Below are 19,125 nucleotides of genomic sequence, written 5' to 3' on the forward strand. Positions count from 1 at the left end.
ATCGGGGGGCGCCGGCTAATGGCGGCAAGGCTTGAGGAAATAAAGAACGGCGCATCCGTGCGGGGCATTGCTTCGGCGCAGGCCGTGCATGTGATCTCGGTGGACTGGATCGGCGATCAGGCGATCAGCGTCGTTTTTCGCGATCACAATGGCACGGTGGCCGAGGCCGTTCTTTATCGGGACGACGAGCACCGGCTTGAGGTCGAGCAGAGCGGACGGCCATGGTCGTTCGACGCCGACGGCGCGTTGCTGCGTCTGGTGACGGAAGCCAACCGCATCAAGCTGGCGCACTATTTCGACCCGTATCTGGCGATCCACACGAGTCTGGTCGATCCGCTGCCGCACCAGATTTCGGCGGTCTATGGCGAGATGCTGCCACGGCAGCCGCTTCGCTTCCTCCTCGCCGACGATCCCGGCGCCGGCAAGACGATCATGGCCGGGTTGCTGATGAAGGAGCTGATTGCCCGCAGCGATCTCGAACGCTGCCTCGTCGTCGCGCCGGGCAGCCTGGTCGAGCAATGGCAGGACGAACTCGGCCAGAAGTTCAATCTCGAGTTCGACATCCTCTCCCGCGACATGATCGAGAACTCGCGGTCGGGCAATCCGTTCAGCGACCGGGATCGGCTGATCGTCCGCCTCGACGTGCTGGCGCGCAACGAGGAGCTTCAGGAGAAGCTCATGAGCGCGCGCGAATGGGATCTGATTATCTGCGACGAAGCGCATCGCATGTCGGCCACCTATTTCGGCGGCGAGGTCAAATACACGCGGCGCTATCAGGTCGGCCAGAAGCTCGGTCAGGTCTGCCGGCACCTGCTGTTGATGTCGGCGACGCCGCACAACGGCAAGGAAGAGGATTTCCAACTCTTCATGGCTTTGCTCGACGGCGATCGGTTCGAGGGCCGGTTCCGCGATGGCGTCCATTATGCCGACACCGAAGACATGATGCGGCGGCTGACCAAAGAGGAACTGCTCAAGTTCGATGGCCGGCCGCTCTTCCCCGAGCGGCGGGCGCGCACCGTCAAGTATCAGCTCTCGGAAGGGGAAGCCGCGCTCTACACCGCCGTCACCGAATATGTTCGCACCGAGATGAACCGCGTGCAGCGCTTCGCCGAAGGTGACGGGAAGAAGCGCAACAATGTCGGCTTCGCCTTGCAGATTCTTCAGCGGCGTCTCGCCTCATCGCCAGCGGCCATCTACCAGTCCCTCAAGCGCCGCCGCGAGCGGCTGGAGAACGAGCTGGGCGAAGCGCGCCTTGCGGCCAAGGGCCGACGGGCCGGCGCGAGCGAACCGACGATCAACGCCGACATGCTGGGCAACATCGAGGAATATGGCCAGGAAGAGATCGACGAGCTTGAGGATCTGATCTCCACGGGCGCGACGACGGCCGAGACGGTCGAGCAACTCGCCCTGGAAGTCGAGACGCTGAAGGGCCTGGAGACCATGGCGCTCGGCGTGCTGCGCTCGGGCGTGGATACGAAGTGGAGCCAGCTCAATCGCATCCTCGACGACGATCTGATGGTCGACGCGGCCGGCAATCGCCGCAAGCTGATCATCTTCACCGAGCCCAAGGACACGTTGCACTACCTGCTCGACAAGGTGCGGGCGCGGCTCGGCAATCCCGAGGCCGTGGAGGTGATCCACGGCGGCGTTTCGCGTGAAGAGCGGCGCAAGGTCGTCGAGCGCTTCATGCAGGACAAGGACATGCTGGTCCTGATCGCCAACGACGCGGCCGGCGAGGGCGTGAACCTTCAGCGCGGCCATCTCATGGTCAACTACGATCTGCCGTGGAACCCGAACAAGATCGAGCAGCGGTTCGGCCGCATCCACCGCATCGGCCAGACCGAGGTTTGCCACCTCTGGAATCTCGTCGCGGCCGATACGCGCGAGGGCGAGGTTTACGCGCGGTTGCTCGAAAAGCTGGAGGCTGCGCGCGAGGCGCTGGGCGGCCGTGTCTATGACGTGCTCGGCGAATTGTTCGACGGCGTGGCGCTCAAGGACTTGCTGTTCGAGGCGATCCAGTATGGCGAGCAAGAGGACGTCAAGGCGCGTCTCTTCCAGCAGGTCGATGGCGCTGTCGACCAGGCAAATCTGCTCGAACTGCTGCGTCGCCGCGCCCTGACCAACGACACCATGCCGGAGGCGAAGGTCGAGGAACTGCGGCTCGAAATGGAGCGTGCCGAGGCGCTGCGCCTACAGCCGCATCACATCCAGAGCTTCTTCGTCGAGGCGTTCCAGCATCTGGGCGGCCGGATCAAGCGCCGCGAGGAAGGGCGTTGGGAAATCACCCATGTCCCGGTGCGTATCCGCGAGCGGGATCGCCAGATCGGGACCGGCGCCCCGCTTCAGACCCAGTATGAGCGGATCTGCTTCGAGAAGGACAAGATCAATCAGCAGCCAGTCGCCGCCTTCGTCTGCCCCGGCCATCCGCTGCTCGAAGCGGTGATCAGCCTGATCCGCGAGCAGTATGAGCAGATCATGCGGCAGGGCGCGATCCTGGTGGACGACACCGACGCCGGCGATGGGCTGTCGGCGATTTTCCTGCTGGAGCACACGGTCCAGGACGGACGTGTCACCAGCGCCGGCAAGCCGCATGTGATTTCGCAGCGCCTCCAGTTCGCCGCGATCGACAAGACCGGAAATACCGTCAACGCTGGCATCGCACCGCATTTGAATCTGCGCCCCGCCAAACCGGAGGAGGTCGCCAGCGTGCGCGACCTTCTGGACGAGAGCTGGCTGACCACCGATCTGGAAAAGGCCGCGATCCGGTTTGCGACGGTCGAACTGGCGCAAGGCCATGTCGCCGAGGTCAAGGCGCGGCGCCTGCCCGAGATCGAAAAGGTCGAGCAGGAAGTTCGCGCCCGGCTGAAGAAAGAGATCAACTACTGGGACTCGCGCGCCTTCGAGCTGAAGGAAGAGGAGCGCGCCGGCAAGAAGACGCGCGTGAACTGGCAGAACGCGCAGCGCCGGGCCGAAGACCTGGCGGATCGGCAGAAGCGCCGCATGGACCAGCTTGAACGGGAACGGTTCATCTCATCGCAGCCGCCGCGCGTGCGCGGCGGCATGGTCGTCATCCCGCGGGGCCTGTTGGAAGGACGTCAGACGTCAAGCGTCCCGGACCATTTCGCGGAAGACCCCGCTGCGCGCCGGGCGATCGAGCTGGCGGCGATGGAAGCCGTCATGGCGGCCGAGCGGGCGCTGGGCAATGAGCCGGCCGACGTCTCTGACCAGAAGATCGGCTACGACATCGCTTCCCACGATCCGAAGGCGGGGCATCTGCGCTTCATCGAGGTCAAGGGGCGGATCGACGGCGCCGACAGCGTGATGGTCACGCGGCAGGAGGTCATCACCTCGCTGCACGAGCCGGATAAGTTCATTCTCGCCATCGTCTCGGTCGCCGCGGGTTCCGCCCATGCGCCGCGCTATGTGCGCGGCCCTCTGGTGGAGCGGGAACCGTCGTTCCTCGAAACCGCGATCCAGTTTGACCTCCGACGCCTGCTGGAGCGGGCGCAAGAGCCGGCATAGGGGGCGAGATGACCGGTATTTCGGATTTTTCCATCCTGGCCCCCGTGCCGCTGGAGCACCTTCAATCCGGGCGCGCAATCGCCAGCGCCACGGGTTTCGTCGCCTTCGGATCGCGGAAGTGGGAGCTGTTTCGCAAGGTCGATGAACTGCGCGGTGGCGCGCGCGTGCCGGTCCTGATCTATCCGTCGCACGAGGACGTGGCCGCCAAGCTCAGTTTTGTGGTGTCCTGGCTGGGTTGGTATGTCGGCTGCGAGGAAAGCGGAAACGGCAAACATTCAAAAGGGATGACGCATCGCCCGCCGACGACGGGCCAATATACGTCCGACAATCAGGGCCACTGGGCGGTGTTCTGGCACGTTTGCGATCTGCACGAGCTGCCGGCCGCGCAACGGTTGCCGATCTCCGCCATCCAGACCGTCAAGGGCGGTTGGCGCAAGACAGCCCCGCCGCGCGGACCCGAACTGGTCGCCACGCCGTCGACGCTGGAGGTGCCGCTATGAGCGCGGGCCGCCAGATCGAGACCATCCTCGCCAATCCTCCCGACTATTTCCGGTCGATCCAGGAACGCGCCACCAAGCGCTGGGACCAGCTTGAGGCGGACCCGGAGCTTGCTGGGCCTTGGCACCAGCTCTTCAAGCAGGTGCAGAGCCCCCGTCATATCCTGTCCGAGCTGCTCCAGAACGCCGATGACGCCGGCGCAAGCGAAGCGCGGGTTTCGATCGAGAACGATCGCTTCGTATTCGAGCACAATGGCGAGGACTTCATCGAGGCCCACTTCGCTTCGATCTGCCGCTTCGGCTATTCCAATAAGCGCGCGCTGCACACGATCGGGTTCCGCGGGATCGGATTCAAGAGCACGTTCAGCCTGGGCGATCGGGTCGAGCTGTTCACGCCGACCCTGGCCGTGGCCTTCGAGCGAGCTCGGTTCACCGAGCCGCACTGGATCGACAGCCGCCACCAGACATCGGCAACCACGCGCGTCGAAGTGGCGATCGCCAACCCGCTGCTGCGCCGCGAGGTCGAGAAGAACCTCGACGAGTGGCTGAAGAGCCCGGTGTCGCTGCTGTTCTTCAAGAAGATTCGTCGCCTGCGGATCGGCGACAGCGAGGTGCATTGGCAAAGTCTCGGGCCTGGCCCCATCGCCGAGAGCGAATGGATGGCTTTGGATGAGAAAGCGGATGATCCGTTCCTCCTCGTGCGGTCGGGGGAGGAAGCCTTCCCGGCCGAAGCGCTCGATGAGATCCGCAAGGAGCGGATGCTGGGGGCCGAGGACAGCGGCGATTTCCCGCCCTGCCGCGTGGAGATCGTGCTGGGCGCGAAGGGCCGGCTCTATGTCGTGCTGCCGACCGGCGTGGAAACGACGCTACCTTTCGCCTGCAACGCGCCCTTCATCCAGGACCCCGCTCGTCTCAAGATCAAGGACCCGGAGACATCGCCGACCAACCGCTGGCTCCTGAACCGCGCTGGAGAATTGGCCGCCAGCGCCATGATGGAGTGGCTGGAGCAGACGAAGACCAGCGCGCGGGATCGGGCGGACGCCTATGGTCTGCTGCCCGACGTCGACCGCGAGGCGACCACGCTCGAAGGGGCGTGCGGCGCGATCGTCGAACTGGCGTTTGACGCGGCCATCGAAGACCGACCGATGCTTCTGACCGAAGAGGGACGGCTGGTCGACGCCAAGGCCGCGATTACCGTGCCGCGGCCTGTCTTCGACATCTGGCCGGCTGACCAGGCCATGGCGCTGCTCGACGCCAAATCCCGGCCGGCGCTGTGCCAGCATGTCTCGGCCAAGAACCGGACCAAGCTGGTTCACTGGGGTCTGGTCGAGGAGTTCTCGAAATCCGATTTGCTCGAGCGCCTGCGCAGCAATCATCTGCCGCGGCCCGCGACCTGGCGGCACCTGTTGAACCTGTGGGCCTATATTGCGCCCGAGGTGACGGGTTGGCAGTGTCACGACACCGACGGCCTGAGGATCGTGCCTGTGCAAGGCAAGGAGGTGCTCTACGCGGCGTCGGAGATCGTTCGGCTCGGCGAGAAGAAGCTGCTTCAGTCGGAAGAGGATTGGGAGTTTCTCGCCAGCCATCTGATCGTCCTAAACCAGAACTGGACCCGGTTCCTCGCCGAGCAGCGCCGTGACAAGGCGGAGGTAGAGAACCGCAACGACCCGGTTGAGGCGGCCTTCGCGGTGCTGGAGGAGATCGGCCTCGAAGGAACGAGCGACGTCAATGCCGTGATCGAGCGGGTCGCTGCCGACTATTTCGCGGCCGGCCAGCCGAAGCTCGCGGAGTGCGTCCAACTCGCCCAGATCGCGGCCAAGCTGGGCGTCACCATTGGCGACTCTTTCCGGTATGCCTGCGCCGACCTGAAACTTCGGCCGATCGGCAAGGGGGTGTTGTTCGACGAGAATGGCGCGCTCGAGGAGTTGCTGCCGGAGTCCGTCCGAAAGACGCAGCTCCTTCACGGTGACTATGTGGCGAGTTTCAAATCCTGCACGCGGGAGGATTGGCTGCGCTGGGTATCGTCGGGCCGTTCGGGGCTTCAGACGATGGCGCCGCTCGCGCAGAAGCGGACCAGCCTCTACGGACGCCAGCGCGCGGTGACGGAGGCGCAGACGCGCGGCCAACGCCAGGCGCTCTACTATGCCTATGTCACGGAGAGCTTCGTTCTCGATGACTGGGACTTCCCCGCCGATTACTGGCGGCATTGGGAGGCGTTGTCGAAGGCCGATCCCGGCATCTGGGCCAAGGTGGTTGGAAAGATTCTGGAACAGCGCGACGCCTACTGGTCGCGGGCGTCGAGCGCTCGCCTGTTGCAGGTGGCGACCACCGGATCGACGCGATCGGTCAGTTCGGAGCCGTTGCTGGCGGACTGGTTGCTGAAGTTGCGGGCCAAGCCCTGCCTTCCTGACATCCGCAACATGATCCAGCTTCCGGCCGACCTGGTGCGCAGGACACCGGAGACGGAGGCACTGATCGACGTCGAGCCTTTCGTGCATGGCTTGCTCGATCGGGAAACGACGCGCCCGCTGCTCGATCTTCTCGGTGTCCGCAGCACGCCGAGCGGTCCCGGACGCCTGCTCGACCGCCTGCGCGCCCTGGCGAAATCCGACAAGGCCCCGGCGCATGAGGTCGAGAAATGGTATCGCCGCCTGGATCAGATGCTCGACGGGTGCTCCACCGCTGACGCGCAGAACATCAAGAACGCCTTCCAGGCAGAGAAGCTGATCCTCGCCCAGGACGGGACGTGGGCGACGTCCGGCGGCGTCTTTCTGGCCGGGGACGAAGAGGATGTTCCTGGCGCGGCGGTCGTGCGCGCCTCCGTGCTCGACCTCAGCCTGTGGCACCGTATCGGCGTCGCCGACCGCCCCTCCGCGGACCTGGCGCTGCAATGGCTTGGGACGTTGGCCTCGGGGAAGGCGCTCTCGGCCGACGACGCCAGGCGTGTTCGCACCTTGCTGGTCCGATACCCGATCCGCATCTGGGAGGAGCGCGGGCACTGGCTGAACCTCGTGGGCGAGTGGGCGCCGGTCGATACACTTGCCTATGGCCTCAGCATGCAGACCCTGTTCCGGTGGAGCCATCTGCACGAATGGGTCAAGCGCAAGACCGCCGATTTTCAGCGGCTGTCGGGGGAGACCGTGCAGGCGCCGCCATTCTCGGCGTTGCCGGCCTTGTCGGACCTCGTCGAGGAGCATTTCAACCAGCCGTCGCTGCTGGCCGGCATCGAAGATCGTCGCGCCTGGCTGACGGCGTTCGGAACCCAACTCGCGCGGATCGAGCTTGCCGATGCCGCCGAGACCGAGCGCGTGCGGGCGCTGGCGGAAGCGATCGCGGCGACGAGCTGGGTCCAGACCCCCAAGCTGGAGGTCATTCCCTATCTCGACGGTGTGCCCGCCGGAACGGCTCGGCTCACCGACATCCTATGGCTCGACGGCAAGCTGTTCGTCAGCCCGCTATCCAAGGCCAAGCTGGCGAAGCGGGTCCCGGAAGAGATCGGCAGGAGCCTAAGCGCGGATATTCGCGCGGCCCTGGCCTATGCGTTCGAGCGCTCGCCCGAGGACATCCGGGAATATCTCGAGGAAAACTTCACTCTGGGGCTTGAGCAAATGGTCGCCGCGCCAATCGTCGAGGCCCAATCGGCCGCCGCTCCCGGCGATGACGATGGTGGCGACGAGATTGCTGAAGGCGCGGGCGACGACGCCGAGCCGGTCGATGCGGACGATCTCCACCTGGCGGAGGAGGACGAGCCCGCGACGCTCCCCGAACCCACGCCTCCCACGGGAGAGCCAGATCGCGAGCTGATCGAAACGGAGGTTGCGACCAGGCCGCGCGCCGCGCCGAAGCCCCCGCGCCCGAGCGTCATGGCGCGCTTTGCGTTGGCCCAGGGCTACAAGGTCGACGGCGAGGATCGCTTCTTCCATGCGGACGGGAGCTGGATCGGCCGCGGCAACGGCGCGCGCTTTCCATGGGAGCGCCGCTCGGCGGGTGGTGAGATTCTTCGCCACTACTATCCAAAGGACCATTGCTTGGAGCACGAACCGCTCCAGCTTGAAGCGGACGTCTGGGGTCTGCTCGACCAGAAGCCGGACCTCTATTCGTTCATTCTCATCAACCCCGAGGGTGATGCCGTCGAGATGACGGGTGCCCGCCTGCGCGCATTGCGTGACGGTGGCGAACTGACCATCCACCCTGCAACCTACAGGCTCGTTTATGACCTCGACGAATAACACCAAGAAGAAATTGATCGAGGTTGCGATTCCCCTTGAGGCGATCAACGCCGCCTCGGCGCGGGAGAAGTCGATCCGGCACGGGCATCCTTCCACGCTGCATCTGTGGTGGGCGCGCCGGCCGCTGGCGGCGTGCCGGGCCGTGCTCTTCGCCCAGCTTGTCGATGATCCGTCGAGCGACCCCGGCAAATTTCCCACACACGAAGCTCAGGAGGCCGAGCGCAAGCGCCTGTTCGGCATCATCGAGGAATTGGTGAAGTGGGAGAACTCGACTAACGAGGAGGTGTTGGAGCGCGCCCGCGCCGAAATCCGCAAGAGCTGCGGTGGCGAGCTGCCGCCGGTCTATGACCCCTTCTCGGGCGGTGGATCGATCCCACTGGAGGCGCAGCGTCTCGGCCTGCCCGCCTATGGATCAGACCTGAACCCGGTCGCGGTGATGATCGGGAAGGCGATGATCGAGATTCCGCCGAAGTTCAAGGACAAGGAGCCGGTCCATCCCGGCGCAAAGGAGCGGCATTTCTACCGCAATGCCGAGGGACTTGCTGAAGATGTCAAATATTATGGTGAGTGGATGCGGGAGAAGGCGTGGGAGCGTATCGGGCGTCTCTACCCGCAGGTGGACTTGCCGAAGGAGTATGGTGGCGGCAAGGCAACCGTAATTGCCTGGATATGGGCGCGAACGGTGCCCAGCCCCGATCCTGCGTTCTCCGACGTGCAGGTGCCGATCGCGTCGAGCTTCCTGCTCAGCACCAAGGTCGGCAAGGAGGCTTGGGTCGAGCCTATCGTTGATAAGCAGGCGAAAACCATTTCCTATCGGATCAGGCATGGCGGCACCAAGGCTGAGATCGCGGCTGCCAAGGAAGGGACCAAGGCGGGTCGCGGTGCGAATTTCCGCTGCATTATGTCGGATACAGCGATCACCCCCGACTATGTGAAGAGCAATGGGCGTGCCGGTAAAATGGGGCAGACGCTGATCGCCATCGTCGCCGAGGGAAACCGCAGTCGAGCCTATGTCGGGCCCACGGAGGCAGACGAAAGGTTAGCCTTCTCGGCAAAGCCCGAGTGGAAGCCGGAAACCAGCCTCCCGAACGATCCCCGCAATTTCTGGACGGTGGACTACGGCCTGACGACTTTTGGCGACTTGTTCACTGACCGTCAGTTGGTAGCTCTGAACACCTTCAGCGATCTCGTGCACGAGGCCCGGGCGCGGATCGAGACCGACGCATTGGCTTCCGACCAATCATCCGATCCGACCCCGCTGCGTGATGGCGGCAACGGCGCAAAGGCTTACGCGGAAGCGGTGAGTGTGTATTTGGGAATGGTCGTCAACAAAGTTGCAGATCGGCATACGTCGATAGCAACGTGGGATTCAAGTTCAACTAAACTACAGCTCAGAAACACGTTTGCCCGGCAGTCCATTCCTATGACGTGGGATTTTGGCGAGGGTAATGTCTTTTGCTCATCTTCAGGAGCTTGGGAGCCCAGCGTTAATTGGGTTTCAATGTCGGTCTCGGTTCTTCCATCGCTTTCAACGGGATCAGTGGTTCAGGAGAATGCCCAAGCGCAGAGGATCGCCGAGGGAAAAGTAATTTCGAGCGATCCGCCTTACTACGATAATATTGGATATGCCGATCTATCGGATTTCTTGTTCGTGTGGCTTAGGAAGGCTCTCAGGGACGTTTATCCAGACCTTTTCTCATTGCTGGCGACTCCAAAAGCGGATGAACTTGTTGCAACTCCTTATCGGCATGGTGGGAGAGAGGCGGCGGAGTCTTTCTTTCTGAAGGGTATGACAGTCGCCATAGAAAGCATGGCCCGACAGTCCTCAGACGTGTTCCCTGCGACAATCTACTATGCTTTCAAGCAGAGCGAGGTTGCCCAGGAAGGTATCAGCTCAACTGGTTGGGCGACTTTTCTGCAAGCTGTGGTCGAGGCTGGCTACGCCGTTGTCGGCACTTGGCCGATACGCACGGAAATGGCGAACCGCATGATCGCCTCGGGGACCAATGCCTTGGCCAACTCCGTCGTGCTCGTTTGTCGAAAAAAGGAAGCCACGGCCGAAAGTGTTACCCGTGCGGAGTTCATCCGTGCCCTTAAACGGGAACTACCGCCGGCGATCTCCAAACTTCAGGCCGCCAATATCGCACCAGCGGATATGCCGCAATCGGCCATCGGCCCCGGCATGGGGGTGTTCTCGCGCTTCAAGGCCGTTCTTGAATCCGACGACAGCCCGATGAGCGTGAAGACCGCACTCCAGCTCATCAATCGGGAACTCGATGAATATCTTGGCGGCATCCAGGGTGAGTTCGACGCGGACACGCGGTTCGCCATCACCTGGTTCGAGCAGAACGGGACCGGCAAGGGGGATTACGGTGTCGCCGACAACCTTGCCCGTGCGCGAGGTATTTCCGTCGATAGTGTCAAGCACGCGGGCATCGTCGAAAGCGCTGCCGGTAAGGTCCGCATTCTCTCGCGTGATGAACTCGACGACGATTGGGACCCGGAAGACGACCGCCACCTGACAGTGTGGGAGTGCCTTCAGCACCTCGTCCGGCAGCATGAGAAGGACGGCATTTCCCACGATACCGCCGTCCTGCTGAAGAAGATCAACATTCACGCCGAGGCCGTGAAGGATCTCGCCTACTGCCTCTACGACATCAGCGCCAACAAGCGGAAGGATGCGAAGGAGGCCACAGCCTACAACGCCCTGATCGCCGACTGGACCGAGCTGACGAAGGCAGCGGCGGCTATCCACGACACGAGCGGCGATCGTCAGATCCGGCTGGATATTTAAGGGGGGAACGGAACGTGGCAAAAAGCACCCGCCAATATGTGTTTGAAGGGATGGAGCTGCTGCCTTCGGCGCTGATCCCCTTCGTCGAAAAGCGGCTCGAAACCTCGCTCAAGGGGCACTGGCAGGTCCAGGTTCTGGAGAAGCTCCCAAGCCTGCGCCCCAACAGCAACGGCGAGGTCGGCTGGGATCAGGCTGCGCTGTTCAATGTGATGGACCGCTTCTGGAGCGAGGCGTTCAAGGCGGTTCTCGGCCGCGCCGAACGCTCGCTGGTCAATGAACTGGGCGATGTCCGCAACAAGCTCTCGCACAATGAGACTTTCACCTACGATGACGCCGAACGCGCGCTCGATTCTATGCGCCGGCTAATGGAGGCGATCAGCGCCGGTGAGACGGCCGAACAGCTCGGCAAGATGCGCGATACCATCCTGCGCACGAAGTTCACCGAGCTTCAGCGCAATGAGGAGCGGCGGAAAACCCAGCGCCTCGAAATCTCGGTCGAGACGGTGGCGGGGCTTCTGCCGTGGCGCGAGGTGGTCGAGCCGCACCAGGATGTCGCCACCGGCGAGTTCCAGCAGGCCGAGTTCGCGGCCGACCTCGCCAAGGTGCATTCGGGCAGCGCGCCACCGGAATACCGCGACCCGCGCCAGTTCTTCAGCCGCACCTATCTGACTGAAGGCTTGAGCGCGCTGCTGATCGGGGCCGCGAAGCGGCTGTCCGGCGCTGGCGGCGATCCCGTCGTCGAACTGCAAACCAACTTCGGTGGCGGCAAGACGCACTCGATGCTGGCGCTCTATCACATGGCGGGGCCGACGCCCGTGCAGGATCTCTCCGGCCTGGACCAGTTGCTCGAAAAGCAGGGGCTCAGCGTGCCGCAGGCCATCAACCGCGCCGTGCTCGTCGGCACGTCGCGGGGGCCGCAGGACGTGCTCCACGCCGAGGGCGACCGGAAAATCCGCACGACCTGGGGTGAACTCGCCTGGCAGCTCGGCGGCGCCGACGCCTATGCGATGGTGGCGGAGAATGACGCCAGCGGCATCGCGCCGGGCTCGAACCTGCTTGAGGCGCTTTTCAAGAAGTATGCGCCGTGCCTGATCCTGATCGACGAATGGGTCGCCTATCTGCGGCAAATCTACAAGGTCGAGGGGCTGCCGTCCGGGTCGTTCGATGCGAACCTGTCCTTCGTCCAGTCGCTGACCGAGGCGGTCAAGGCCAGCCCCGGCACGCTGCTGGTCGCTTCCTTGCCGGCCTCGCAGATCGAGGTGGGTGGTGAAGGCGGGCAGGAAGCGCTGGCGCGCCTCAAGCAAACCTTCAGCCGGGTGGAATCCTCGTGGCGGCCGGCGAGCCAGGAAGAGAGCTATGAGATCGTCCGGCGGCGGCTCTTCAAGGACATTCCCGGCGACAAGTTCCATCACCGCGACAACACGCTGAAACAGTTCGCCAAGCTCTATCGAGAGAACGCCAACGATTTCCCGCAGGGCTGCGCGGACGAGGACTATCGGCGCAAGCTGGAGAAGGCTTATCCGATCCATCCCGAGCTGTTCGACCAACTCTATACGAGCTGGGGCTCGCTCGAAAAGTTCCAGCGCACGCGCGGCGTGCTGCGCTTAATGGCGCAGGCCATTCACGAGCTTTGGATGAACGCCGATCCGTCGGTGATGATTATGCCCGGCAGCGTGGCGGTGAGTTCGCCGCGCGTTGAGCCGGAATTGCTCCACTATCTCGATGTGAGCTGGCAATCGATCATCGCCGGCGACGTCGATGGCACGGCATCCACCCCGTATAAGGTCGATCAGTCGGCGCCCAACCTGAACCGTTATTCGGCGACCCGGCGCGTCGCGCGCGCGATCTTCATGGGCACGGCGCCGACGCATCAGCAGCAGAATACCGGCCTCGACGACAAGCAGATCAATCTTGGCGTCGTGCAGCCCGGTGAGCGTCCGGCGATCTTCGGCGACGCGCTGCGGCGGCTGACCAACCAGGCCAAGTTCATGCACGCCGATCTTGGCCGTTACTGGTATTCGATGTCCGCGAGCCTCAACCGCATCGCGGCGGACAAAGCGGCGCAGATCGAGGCGGCGCTCGTCGATGTGACGATCGACGCGGAACTCGGCAAATATGTTAACGGGCTCGCCGATCGCGGGCATTTCGACGCCGTGCAGGTCGCGCCGGCCTCGTCGGCCGAAGTCCCCGATGAAGCGGGCGGAGTCCGCGCCGTCGTGCTGGGCGTCAAATATCCGCACAATGGGCGCGACGGCTCCGACGCGCTCGTCGAGGCGAAGGACATCCTCACGCAGCGCGGCAGTACGCCGCGCGTCTATCGCAACATGCTGGTGTTCATCGCGGCGGAAAGCCGTCAGCTCGATCATCTGAAAGACGCGGTGCGCGCCTCCCTTGCCTGGGGTGAGATTGTCCGTGACACGGAGCGGCTGAACCTCACCCAGAGCGACAGCGCGCTCGCCAAGACGAAACTGGCCGAAGCCAACGAGACGATGAAGACGCGCCTCAAGGAGGCGTGGTGTTATCTGCACTATCCGGCTCAGGAGAGCGCCCAGGCGGATTGGGAGTGGGTGTCCGGCAAGATTCCGGCGCAGGACGGGTTGCTGGCCCGCGCGAGCAAGAAGCTGGTGGCTGAAGAGGGCCTGCTCGTCGAGCTGGGGCCGTCGCGTCTCGATCGTGATCTCCAGAAATACATCTGGAACGACAAGCCGCGGTTGTCGCTCAAGGATCTGCGGGAATATCTCAATCGCTACATCTACCTGCCGCGTCTGAAAGGTCAGGATGTCCTGGTGAAGGCCGTGCAGGCGGCGATCAGCGGCATGCTGCCCGGTCCCTTCGCCTATGCCGAGCGGTGGGACGAAAAGACGGGCACCTATCTGGGACTCGCGATCGAACGTGCGGGCAACGCGCCCGTGGTCATCGACAGCGACAGCGTCATCATCAAACCGAATGAGGCCGAGGCGCACCGTCCCGCGCCGGTGCAACCTGGCCCTGGGGACGCACCTGGAAGCCCTGATGGCGGCACGCCGACGCCCGGCGGACGCGATGTAGGCAGTGGGCCGGCGACACAGCCGACGGAGAAGAATCCGACGCGCTTCACCGGCGCCGTGATGATCTCACCGGAGCGGCCGGCGCGGGATATTCATCAGATTGTCGAGGCGATCGTCGAGCAGCTCACCACGCTTCCGGGCAGTCGCGTGAAGTTGAAGCTCGAGATCGAGGCCGATGTGCCTGGCGGTCTGGATCGCGCCAAAGTGAGGACTCTGGTGGAGAACGCCAATACCCTCGGGTTCATAGAGAAGTCTGTCGAATGAGAGCATAGCAATGGTGGGTGGTCGCGTGGACTGAAACTATATTTGTTCAGGAGTGGGGGAGTCGCCGTGATGTAACTTTCTGCTCGGCAGAATAGGAGAAAGGTGGCCCCGCTATGCTCAGGTTGCGTCATATCCAATACTTTGTCACGGCTTCCGAGCAGGGGAGTTTTCGCAAGGCGGCCGCCCTTCTGCACATTCAGGAGTCTGCCGTGAGCCGGCGCATCCGCGATCTTGAGGATCGGCTCGGCGCTTCCCTGTTCCACCGCCATCCCGGCGGGGTTTCGCTCACGGTGGCAGGGCAGCGTTTCCTTCGCCGCGTCCGCGTCGCCCTTCAGCAGATTGAGCTTGGCTTCAACGACGTCGCCGCGATCGGCCGATCCGAGGACGGAATCATCAAGGTTGGCATCTTCTCATCGCTGGCGTCGGGCTTTCTGTTCGAGTTGATGAAGACGCTCGACGACGAGCACCCGCGGGTGGCGGTCGAGCTGATCGAAGGCAATCCGTCGGTCCATGTGGCGGCGGTCCGCCAGCTTCAACTCGATGTGGCGTTCATCACCGGCACGTCCGAATGGCCCGATTGCGAGAGAGAACAGCTTTGGTCGGAGAGGGTGTTCGCCGTCCTGCCGACGGAACACCGCCTGGCGACGAAGCAGACCCTGCATTGGGACGATCTCGCGGGCGAAAACTTCATCGTCAGCAATGCGGCGCCAGGGCCGGAGATCTATGACTATCTGATCCAGCGACTGGCCGGTCTCGGCCACCATCCGAATATCCACCCGCACTATGTCGGCCGGGATGTCCTGCTGTCGATGGTAGCCATCGGGCGCGGGCTGACGCTGACCAGCGAGGCGACCACAGGGGCTCAGATTCCCGGTATCGTCTATCGCCCGATCATGGGCGAGGTCTTGCCGTTCAGCGCGATCTGGTCGCGCCGGAACGACAATCCGGCCTGCCGCAGGTTTCTGAGCCTCGCCCGGATACTGTCGCAAACCGATCGGAGGGCCGTCAGGCAGGCGGACGCGGTGATGAACCCGCCTGCTTCGCCTTCGCAAAACCGCGATCTGTCGCCATGAACCGCTCCAGCATGGGAACGATCAGGCGCACCGGATCGGTGGCCGCCTGTCCCGCCTCGCGGCCAAGAATCTCCGCGTAGGCGGTGAGATCGCGGTGAAGGCTGGCGGGCAGCTCGAGCGTGATCTTGACCGGCTTGTCATCGGCGATCGGGCCGAGTTTCAGCTTCCCCATGTCAGCCTCCGTAGGGTTCGAGCACGAGATCGCGCGTGACGATGACGCGGACGGGGAAGCCTGGCCGGATGGTGAGCGTCGGCGCGATGTTGAGCTGGCGCTGGACGATCTGCTGGCCGGTCTGGCTGATGCTGTCGGACGCGCCGCTGCGCAGGGCGCGCACGATGTCGCTTTCCTGCCCGGATGAGCCGGCTTCGGCCCCGACGCTGAGGAGGGTCGAGAGCGCCGCGGCCTTGAACAGCTCGCCCCAGTGATAGTCGACGCCATCCTCCAGCCCGGCATAGCCTTCGGCGTCAGCGCCGGGCTGGCGTTCGAGGACGATGGAGCGGCCGTTCGGGAAGATCAGCCGGTTCCAGACCAGCAGGATGCGGCGCTGGCCGAAACCGACGCCGCTGTCATACTGGCCGATGACGCGCGTGCCCTGCGGGATCAGCAGGATGCGCCCGGTGGGGCTGTCGTAGATGTTCTCCGTCACCTGCGCGGTGATCTGGCCGGGAAGGTCGGAGCGGATGCCGGTGATGAGCGCGGCGGAAATCACCGCGCCGGCCTGAAGCACATTGGCCGATGCGGGCGCCGCGACCCGATCGGGCGAGACCGTGCGTTTGTCGGGCGCCTGGTTTAGGAAAGCGAGCTGGCGATCCTGCGCCGAGGGCGTCGCGGGCTGCGGCGCGAGGCCGAGGCTGGCGAGGTCGGCCGCAGGCGCGGTTGTTACGGAGCTGGCGGGCCGTGTCTCCGTCGATGAGAACAGACGCGCCGTGCGCGCCGCTTCCAGCTCCTGCGCGCGGCGCTGTTCCTCCGGGCTCGGCACGGGGGGCGCTGGCGTGGTCATGCCTGGTGCGGGAATCGGCTGGCCGCCATTCTGCGCGCTGAGGATCGGGCGGCCGAGATCGCCGGGCAGTGGCGGGCCGAGTCTCGGAACGCCGCTATAGTCCTTCGGCAGACCGTTCAGGCCATCCGGCGTGCTGCGGTTGTCGGTGGAATAGAGTTCCTGTCCCTGATTGCCGGCGTTGCGGGTCTGGAGTGCATAGAGCAGGGCGCCACCGACGCCGAGGCTGGCGACGAGTCCGAGCCCGGCCAGCACTTTGCGCGACAAGCGGGTGACGCGCGGAGGCTCGGGCCGCAGCCGCATCGGCGCGACCGGCTCGCCGGTGAGCGGCTGGTCGTCGGTCTCGTCGGCCGCGTCCGGCCGCGGCCCCGCATCGGGCGTCCGGCTCTCTTCCCTTTCGGGATCGCGTTCGTCGCTCACGATGCCGGCCTCCCATCGGTGCGGGAGATACGCACGCGCTTCTGGGACTTGCCCGCCCCGAAGCGCAGCTCGGCGGCGGCGAACAGCCGGTCGACGATCATGTAATTGCCGCGCACGCGGTAGTTCACCAGTTCGGAGGTGTCGCCCTCCGCGCCGACGACGAACAGGGGTGGCATTTCGCCCTGGCCGATGCCGCGCGGAAACTCGATGAACACCTGCCGGCCATCATCGAACGCGCGCAGCGGCCGCCACGGCGCTCGATCGCCGCTTACATCGTAGCGGAAGTTCACCCGCGCGAGGTCGATGCCGGTGGCGACGGGCTGCGCCGCCTGCGCCTCGGCATTCTGCCGCCGTAGCGCGATGAGCTGGTCCTGCGGATATTGCCAGGAGACCGACGCCATGTAGGTCGAAGGCGTCGAGCGCAGTTCCATATGGTAGGTGCGGCGGTCGGTGTTGATGACGAGGTTGGTGAGCAGTTCGGGCCGCGTTGGTTTGACGAGGATGTGGATCTGCCTGGCGGCGCCTGCGCCGCTTTCGGTGTCGCCAATAATCCAGCGCACGGTGTCGCCGGCGGCGACTGGTCCGGCGCCGACGAGCTGCTCGCCAGGCTGAAGCGCGATGTCGGTGATCTGCCCCGGCGAGGCATAGACCTGATAGAGCGCGCCGTTGACGAAGGGATAGACCTGCATCGAGTTGATGAAGCCGTCGCGGACGGGCTGGACCCGCGCGGCGGCGTTGGCCTGGTTGACGCGCACGGTCGGGTCGGCGGCTTCGGGAACGGGCTTGCCGTCCTTGCCGACCGGCTTCAACTGGCCGGGAAGCGGCAGGGGCTTGGGGAGTTCCACGACCTGCACGGGACTGGGCGGCTCGGTCGCCTGCACGGCGGGCATGGCGTTGTCGTAGGCGATTTCGGGCGGCGGCATATTGCTGGTGGCGCAGCCGGCGAGCGCCGAGGTGCAGAGCAGCACAAGCGGCAAGCCGGACTTACGGAAAGCCGGATTGGCGTGGATGCGGAAAGCCGGACGCCCTGCACTCCAGGGGGCGGCTTTGCGGAGTGCTGGCGTCATTGTCCAAGCTCCTTCGACCAGTTGATGGCGTTGACGTAGATTCCGAGCGGGTTCTTCTTCAGCGTGTCGGCGTCGCGCGGGGGCTGCACGGCAACAGTCAGAATGGCGGACCAGCGTTCGGTGGAGGCGAGCGAGCCGTCCTGATAGCGACGCTCGATCCAGGCGATGCGGAAGCTCGACGGCGAGGCGCGGATAACGCTCGACACCTCGACCGCCACCTGTTGCTTGCCGACCTTGGCGAAAGGATCGTTCGACCGGGCGTAGTCGTTGAGGGCGAGCGCGCCGCTCTGGGTCGTGAAGTCGTAGGCGCGCAGCCAGTTCTGACGCACGATGATCGCGTCGGCGGGAATCGAGCGGACCTGTTCGATGAACCGCGCCAGGTAGAAGGCAATCTGGGGATCGTTCGGCTGATAGTCGGCCGTCGCCGGCGCGACGGCCTGCGCCTGTCCAAGGCGGTCGACCTGGACCACCCACGGCACGATCGAGCCGTTGATGGATTGCCAGACCAGCGCGGCGGAAAGGCCCATCGACAGCGCGAGGGAGCCGAAGGCCATGAAGCGCCAATTGCGGGCCTGCACGCGGGCGGTGCCTATGCGCTCGTCCCAGACCTGGGCGGCGCGTTGATAGGGCGTCTCGGGCTGCGGGGACTTGCCGTAGTGGGTAGCGGGTCGGTTGAACATGGTCAGTCGCCTTCGGAGAGATTGACGGTGGAGCCGCCGCCGTGGCTGTCGCCGCTGCGAACGGCGTGGGCGGCGGCTTGAACGCCGTGCGTCATTTGCTGGGAGCGCTTCATGCGCCTGGCCCAGGCCGGCGGCCCGTCGGTGGTGGAAGCGGTTTGGGAAGCGGCCTCGGCTTCGCCGCCGACCGTGCCGGCGGTCGAAGCCCCGCCTGTCGCCGCGAAGGCGGAGCGCGCGCCGGATTGGTAGCTCTGCTTCAAGCTGTCGGCGGCGCGGCCAGCGGCGCGTTTCAGCGGCGAGACGGTGGCCTGTGCGCCCGCGCTGGCGACATTGCGCAGGCCGGATGCGACGGCGGATGCGCCGGTTTGGCCGGCCGCGCCCAGGCTGTAGGCGGTCGATGCGCCACCAGCCAAAGCCGCCCCGCCACGGGCGGCGGCGGCAGCGCCACCGGCAAGGGCCGCGCCGCCGGAAACAGCCGCGCCTGCGGCAGCGGCCCCGGCCGCGATCGCACCGCCCGCGGCCAGGCCGGTTCCGATC

At 64.8% G+C, this 19,125-nt stretch carries 10 protein-coding genes and 1 pseudogene; 6 read left to right on the plus strand and 5 right to left on the minus strand.

Features of this window, described 5'->3' with window-relative positions:
* Positions 1-18: 18 nt before the first annotated feature.
* From QMX81_RS03820 to QMX81_RS03845, 6 genes are all read left to right on the plus strand, one after another.
* Positions 19-3,522 (plus strand): DUF3883 domain-containing protein, encoded by a 3,504-nt coding sequence (locus QMX81_RS03820; protein WP_063987327.1) that lies wholly within the window; start codon positions 19-21, stop codon positions 3,520-3,522.
* 8 nt (positions 3,523-3,530) lie between these two features.
* On the plus strand, positions 3,531-4,022 hold the full coding sequence (locus QMX81_RS03825; RefSeq protein WP_282258835.1) for a hypothetical protein: 492 nt from the start codon (positions 3,531-3,533) through the stop codon (positions 4,020-4,022).
* Positions 4,019-8,248, plus strand: a complete 4,230-nt coding sequence (locus QMX81_RS03830) for an ATP-binding protein (protein WP_282258837.1) — start codon at positions 4,019-4,021, stop codon at positions 8,246-8,248. Before QMX81_RS03825 ends, QMX81_RS03830 begins: the two co-directional genes overlap by 4 nt.
* A complete protein-coding gene (locus tag QMX81_RS03835; protein WP_282258839.1) occupies positions 8,232-11,042 on the plus strand; it encodes a DUF1156 domain-containing protein in 2,811 nt (936 codons plus the stop codon). The genes QMX81_RS03830 and QMX81_RS03835 overlap by 17 nt, the downstream gene beginning before the upstream one ends.
* A 14-nt stretch (positions 11,043-11,056) precedes the next feature.
* Complete coding sequence (locus QMX81_RS03840; RefSeq protein ID WP_282258841.1) at positions 11,057-14,353, plus strand: DUF499 domain-containing protein; 3,297 nt, start codon at positions 11,057-11,059, stop codon at positions 14,351-14,353.
* A 113-nt stretch (positions 14,354-14,466) separates the two neighbouring features.
* Positions 14,467-15,426 carry a LysR family transcriptional regulator gene (locus QMX81_RS03845; protein ID WP_063987322.1) on the plus strand — a complete coding sequence of 320 codons (960 nt, stop codon included), beginning with the start codon at positions 14,467-14,469 and terminating at the stop codon, positions 15,424-15,426.
* Here the strand turns inward: QMX81_RS03845 and QMX81_RS03850 are convergent.
* The 5 genes and pseudogenes from QMX81_RS03850 to QMX81_RS03870 form a co-directional block, all read right to left on the minus strand.
* On the minus strand, positions 15,359-15,598 hold the full coding sequence (locus QMX81_RS03850) for a DUF2274 domain-containing protein (RefSeq protein WP_282258844.1): 240 nt from the start codon (positions 15,596-15,598) through the stop codon (positions 15,359-15,361). The two genes, QMX81_RS03845 and QMX81_RS03850, sit on opposite strands and share 68 nt — an antisense overlap.
* A 1-nt stretch (position 15,599) precedes the next feature.
* Positions 15,600-16,727, minus strand: a complete 1,128-nt coding sequence (locus QMX81_RS03855) for a TrbI/VirB10 family protein (RefSeq protein ID WP_282258853.1) — start codon at positions 16,725-16,727, stop codon at positions 15,600-15,602.
* A gap of 113 nt (positions 16,728-16,840) precedes the next feature.
* On the minus strand, positions 16,841-17,911 hold the full coding sequence (trbG, locus tag QMX81_RS03860; protein ID WP_063987319.1) for a P-type conjugative transfer protein TrbG: 1,071 nt from the start codon (positions 17,909-17,911) through the stop codon (positions 16,841-16,843).
* Entirely contained in the window at positions 17,908-18,591 is a 684-nt protein-coding gene (gene trbF / locus QMX81_RS03865) for a conjugal transfer protein TrbF (RefSeq protein WP_282258847.1), read from the minus strand. Before trbF ends, trbG begins: the two co-directional genes overlap by 4 nt.
* Before the next feature lie 2 nt (positions 18,592-18,593).
* A pseudogene (locus QMX81_RS03870) lies at positions 18,594-19,125 on the minus strand (P-type conjugative transfer protein TrbL); the annotation flags it as partial.

Origin of the sequence: Stenotrophomonas sp. PS02301 (assembly GCF_029959485.1) — a bacterium.
GTDB classification, from domain to species: Bacteria; Pseudomonadota; Gammaproteobacteria; order Xanthomonadales; family Xanthomonadaceae; genus Stenotrophomonas; species Stenotrophomonas maltophilia_Z.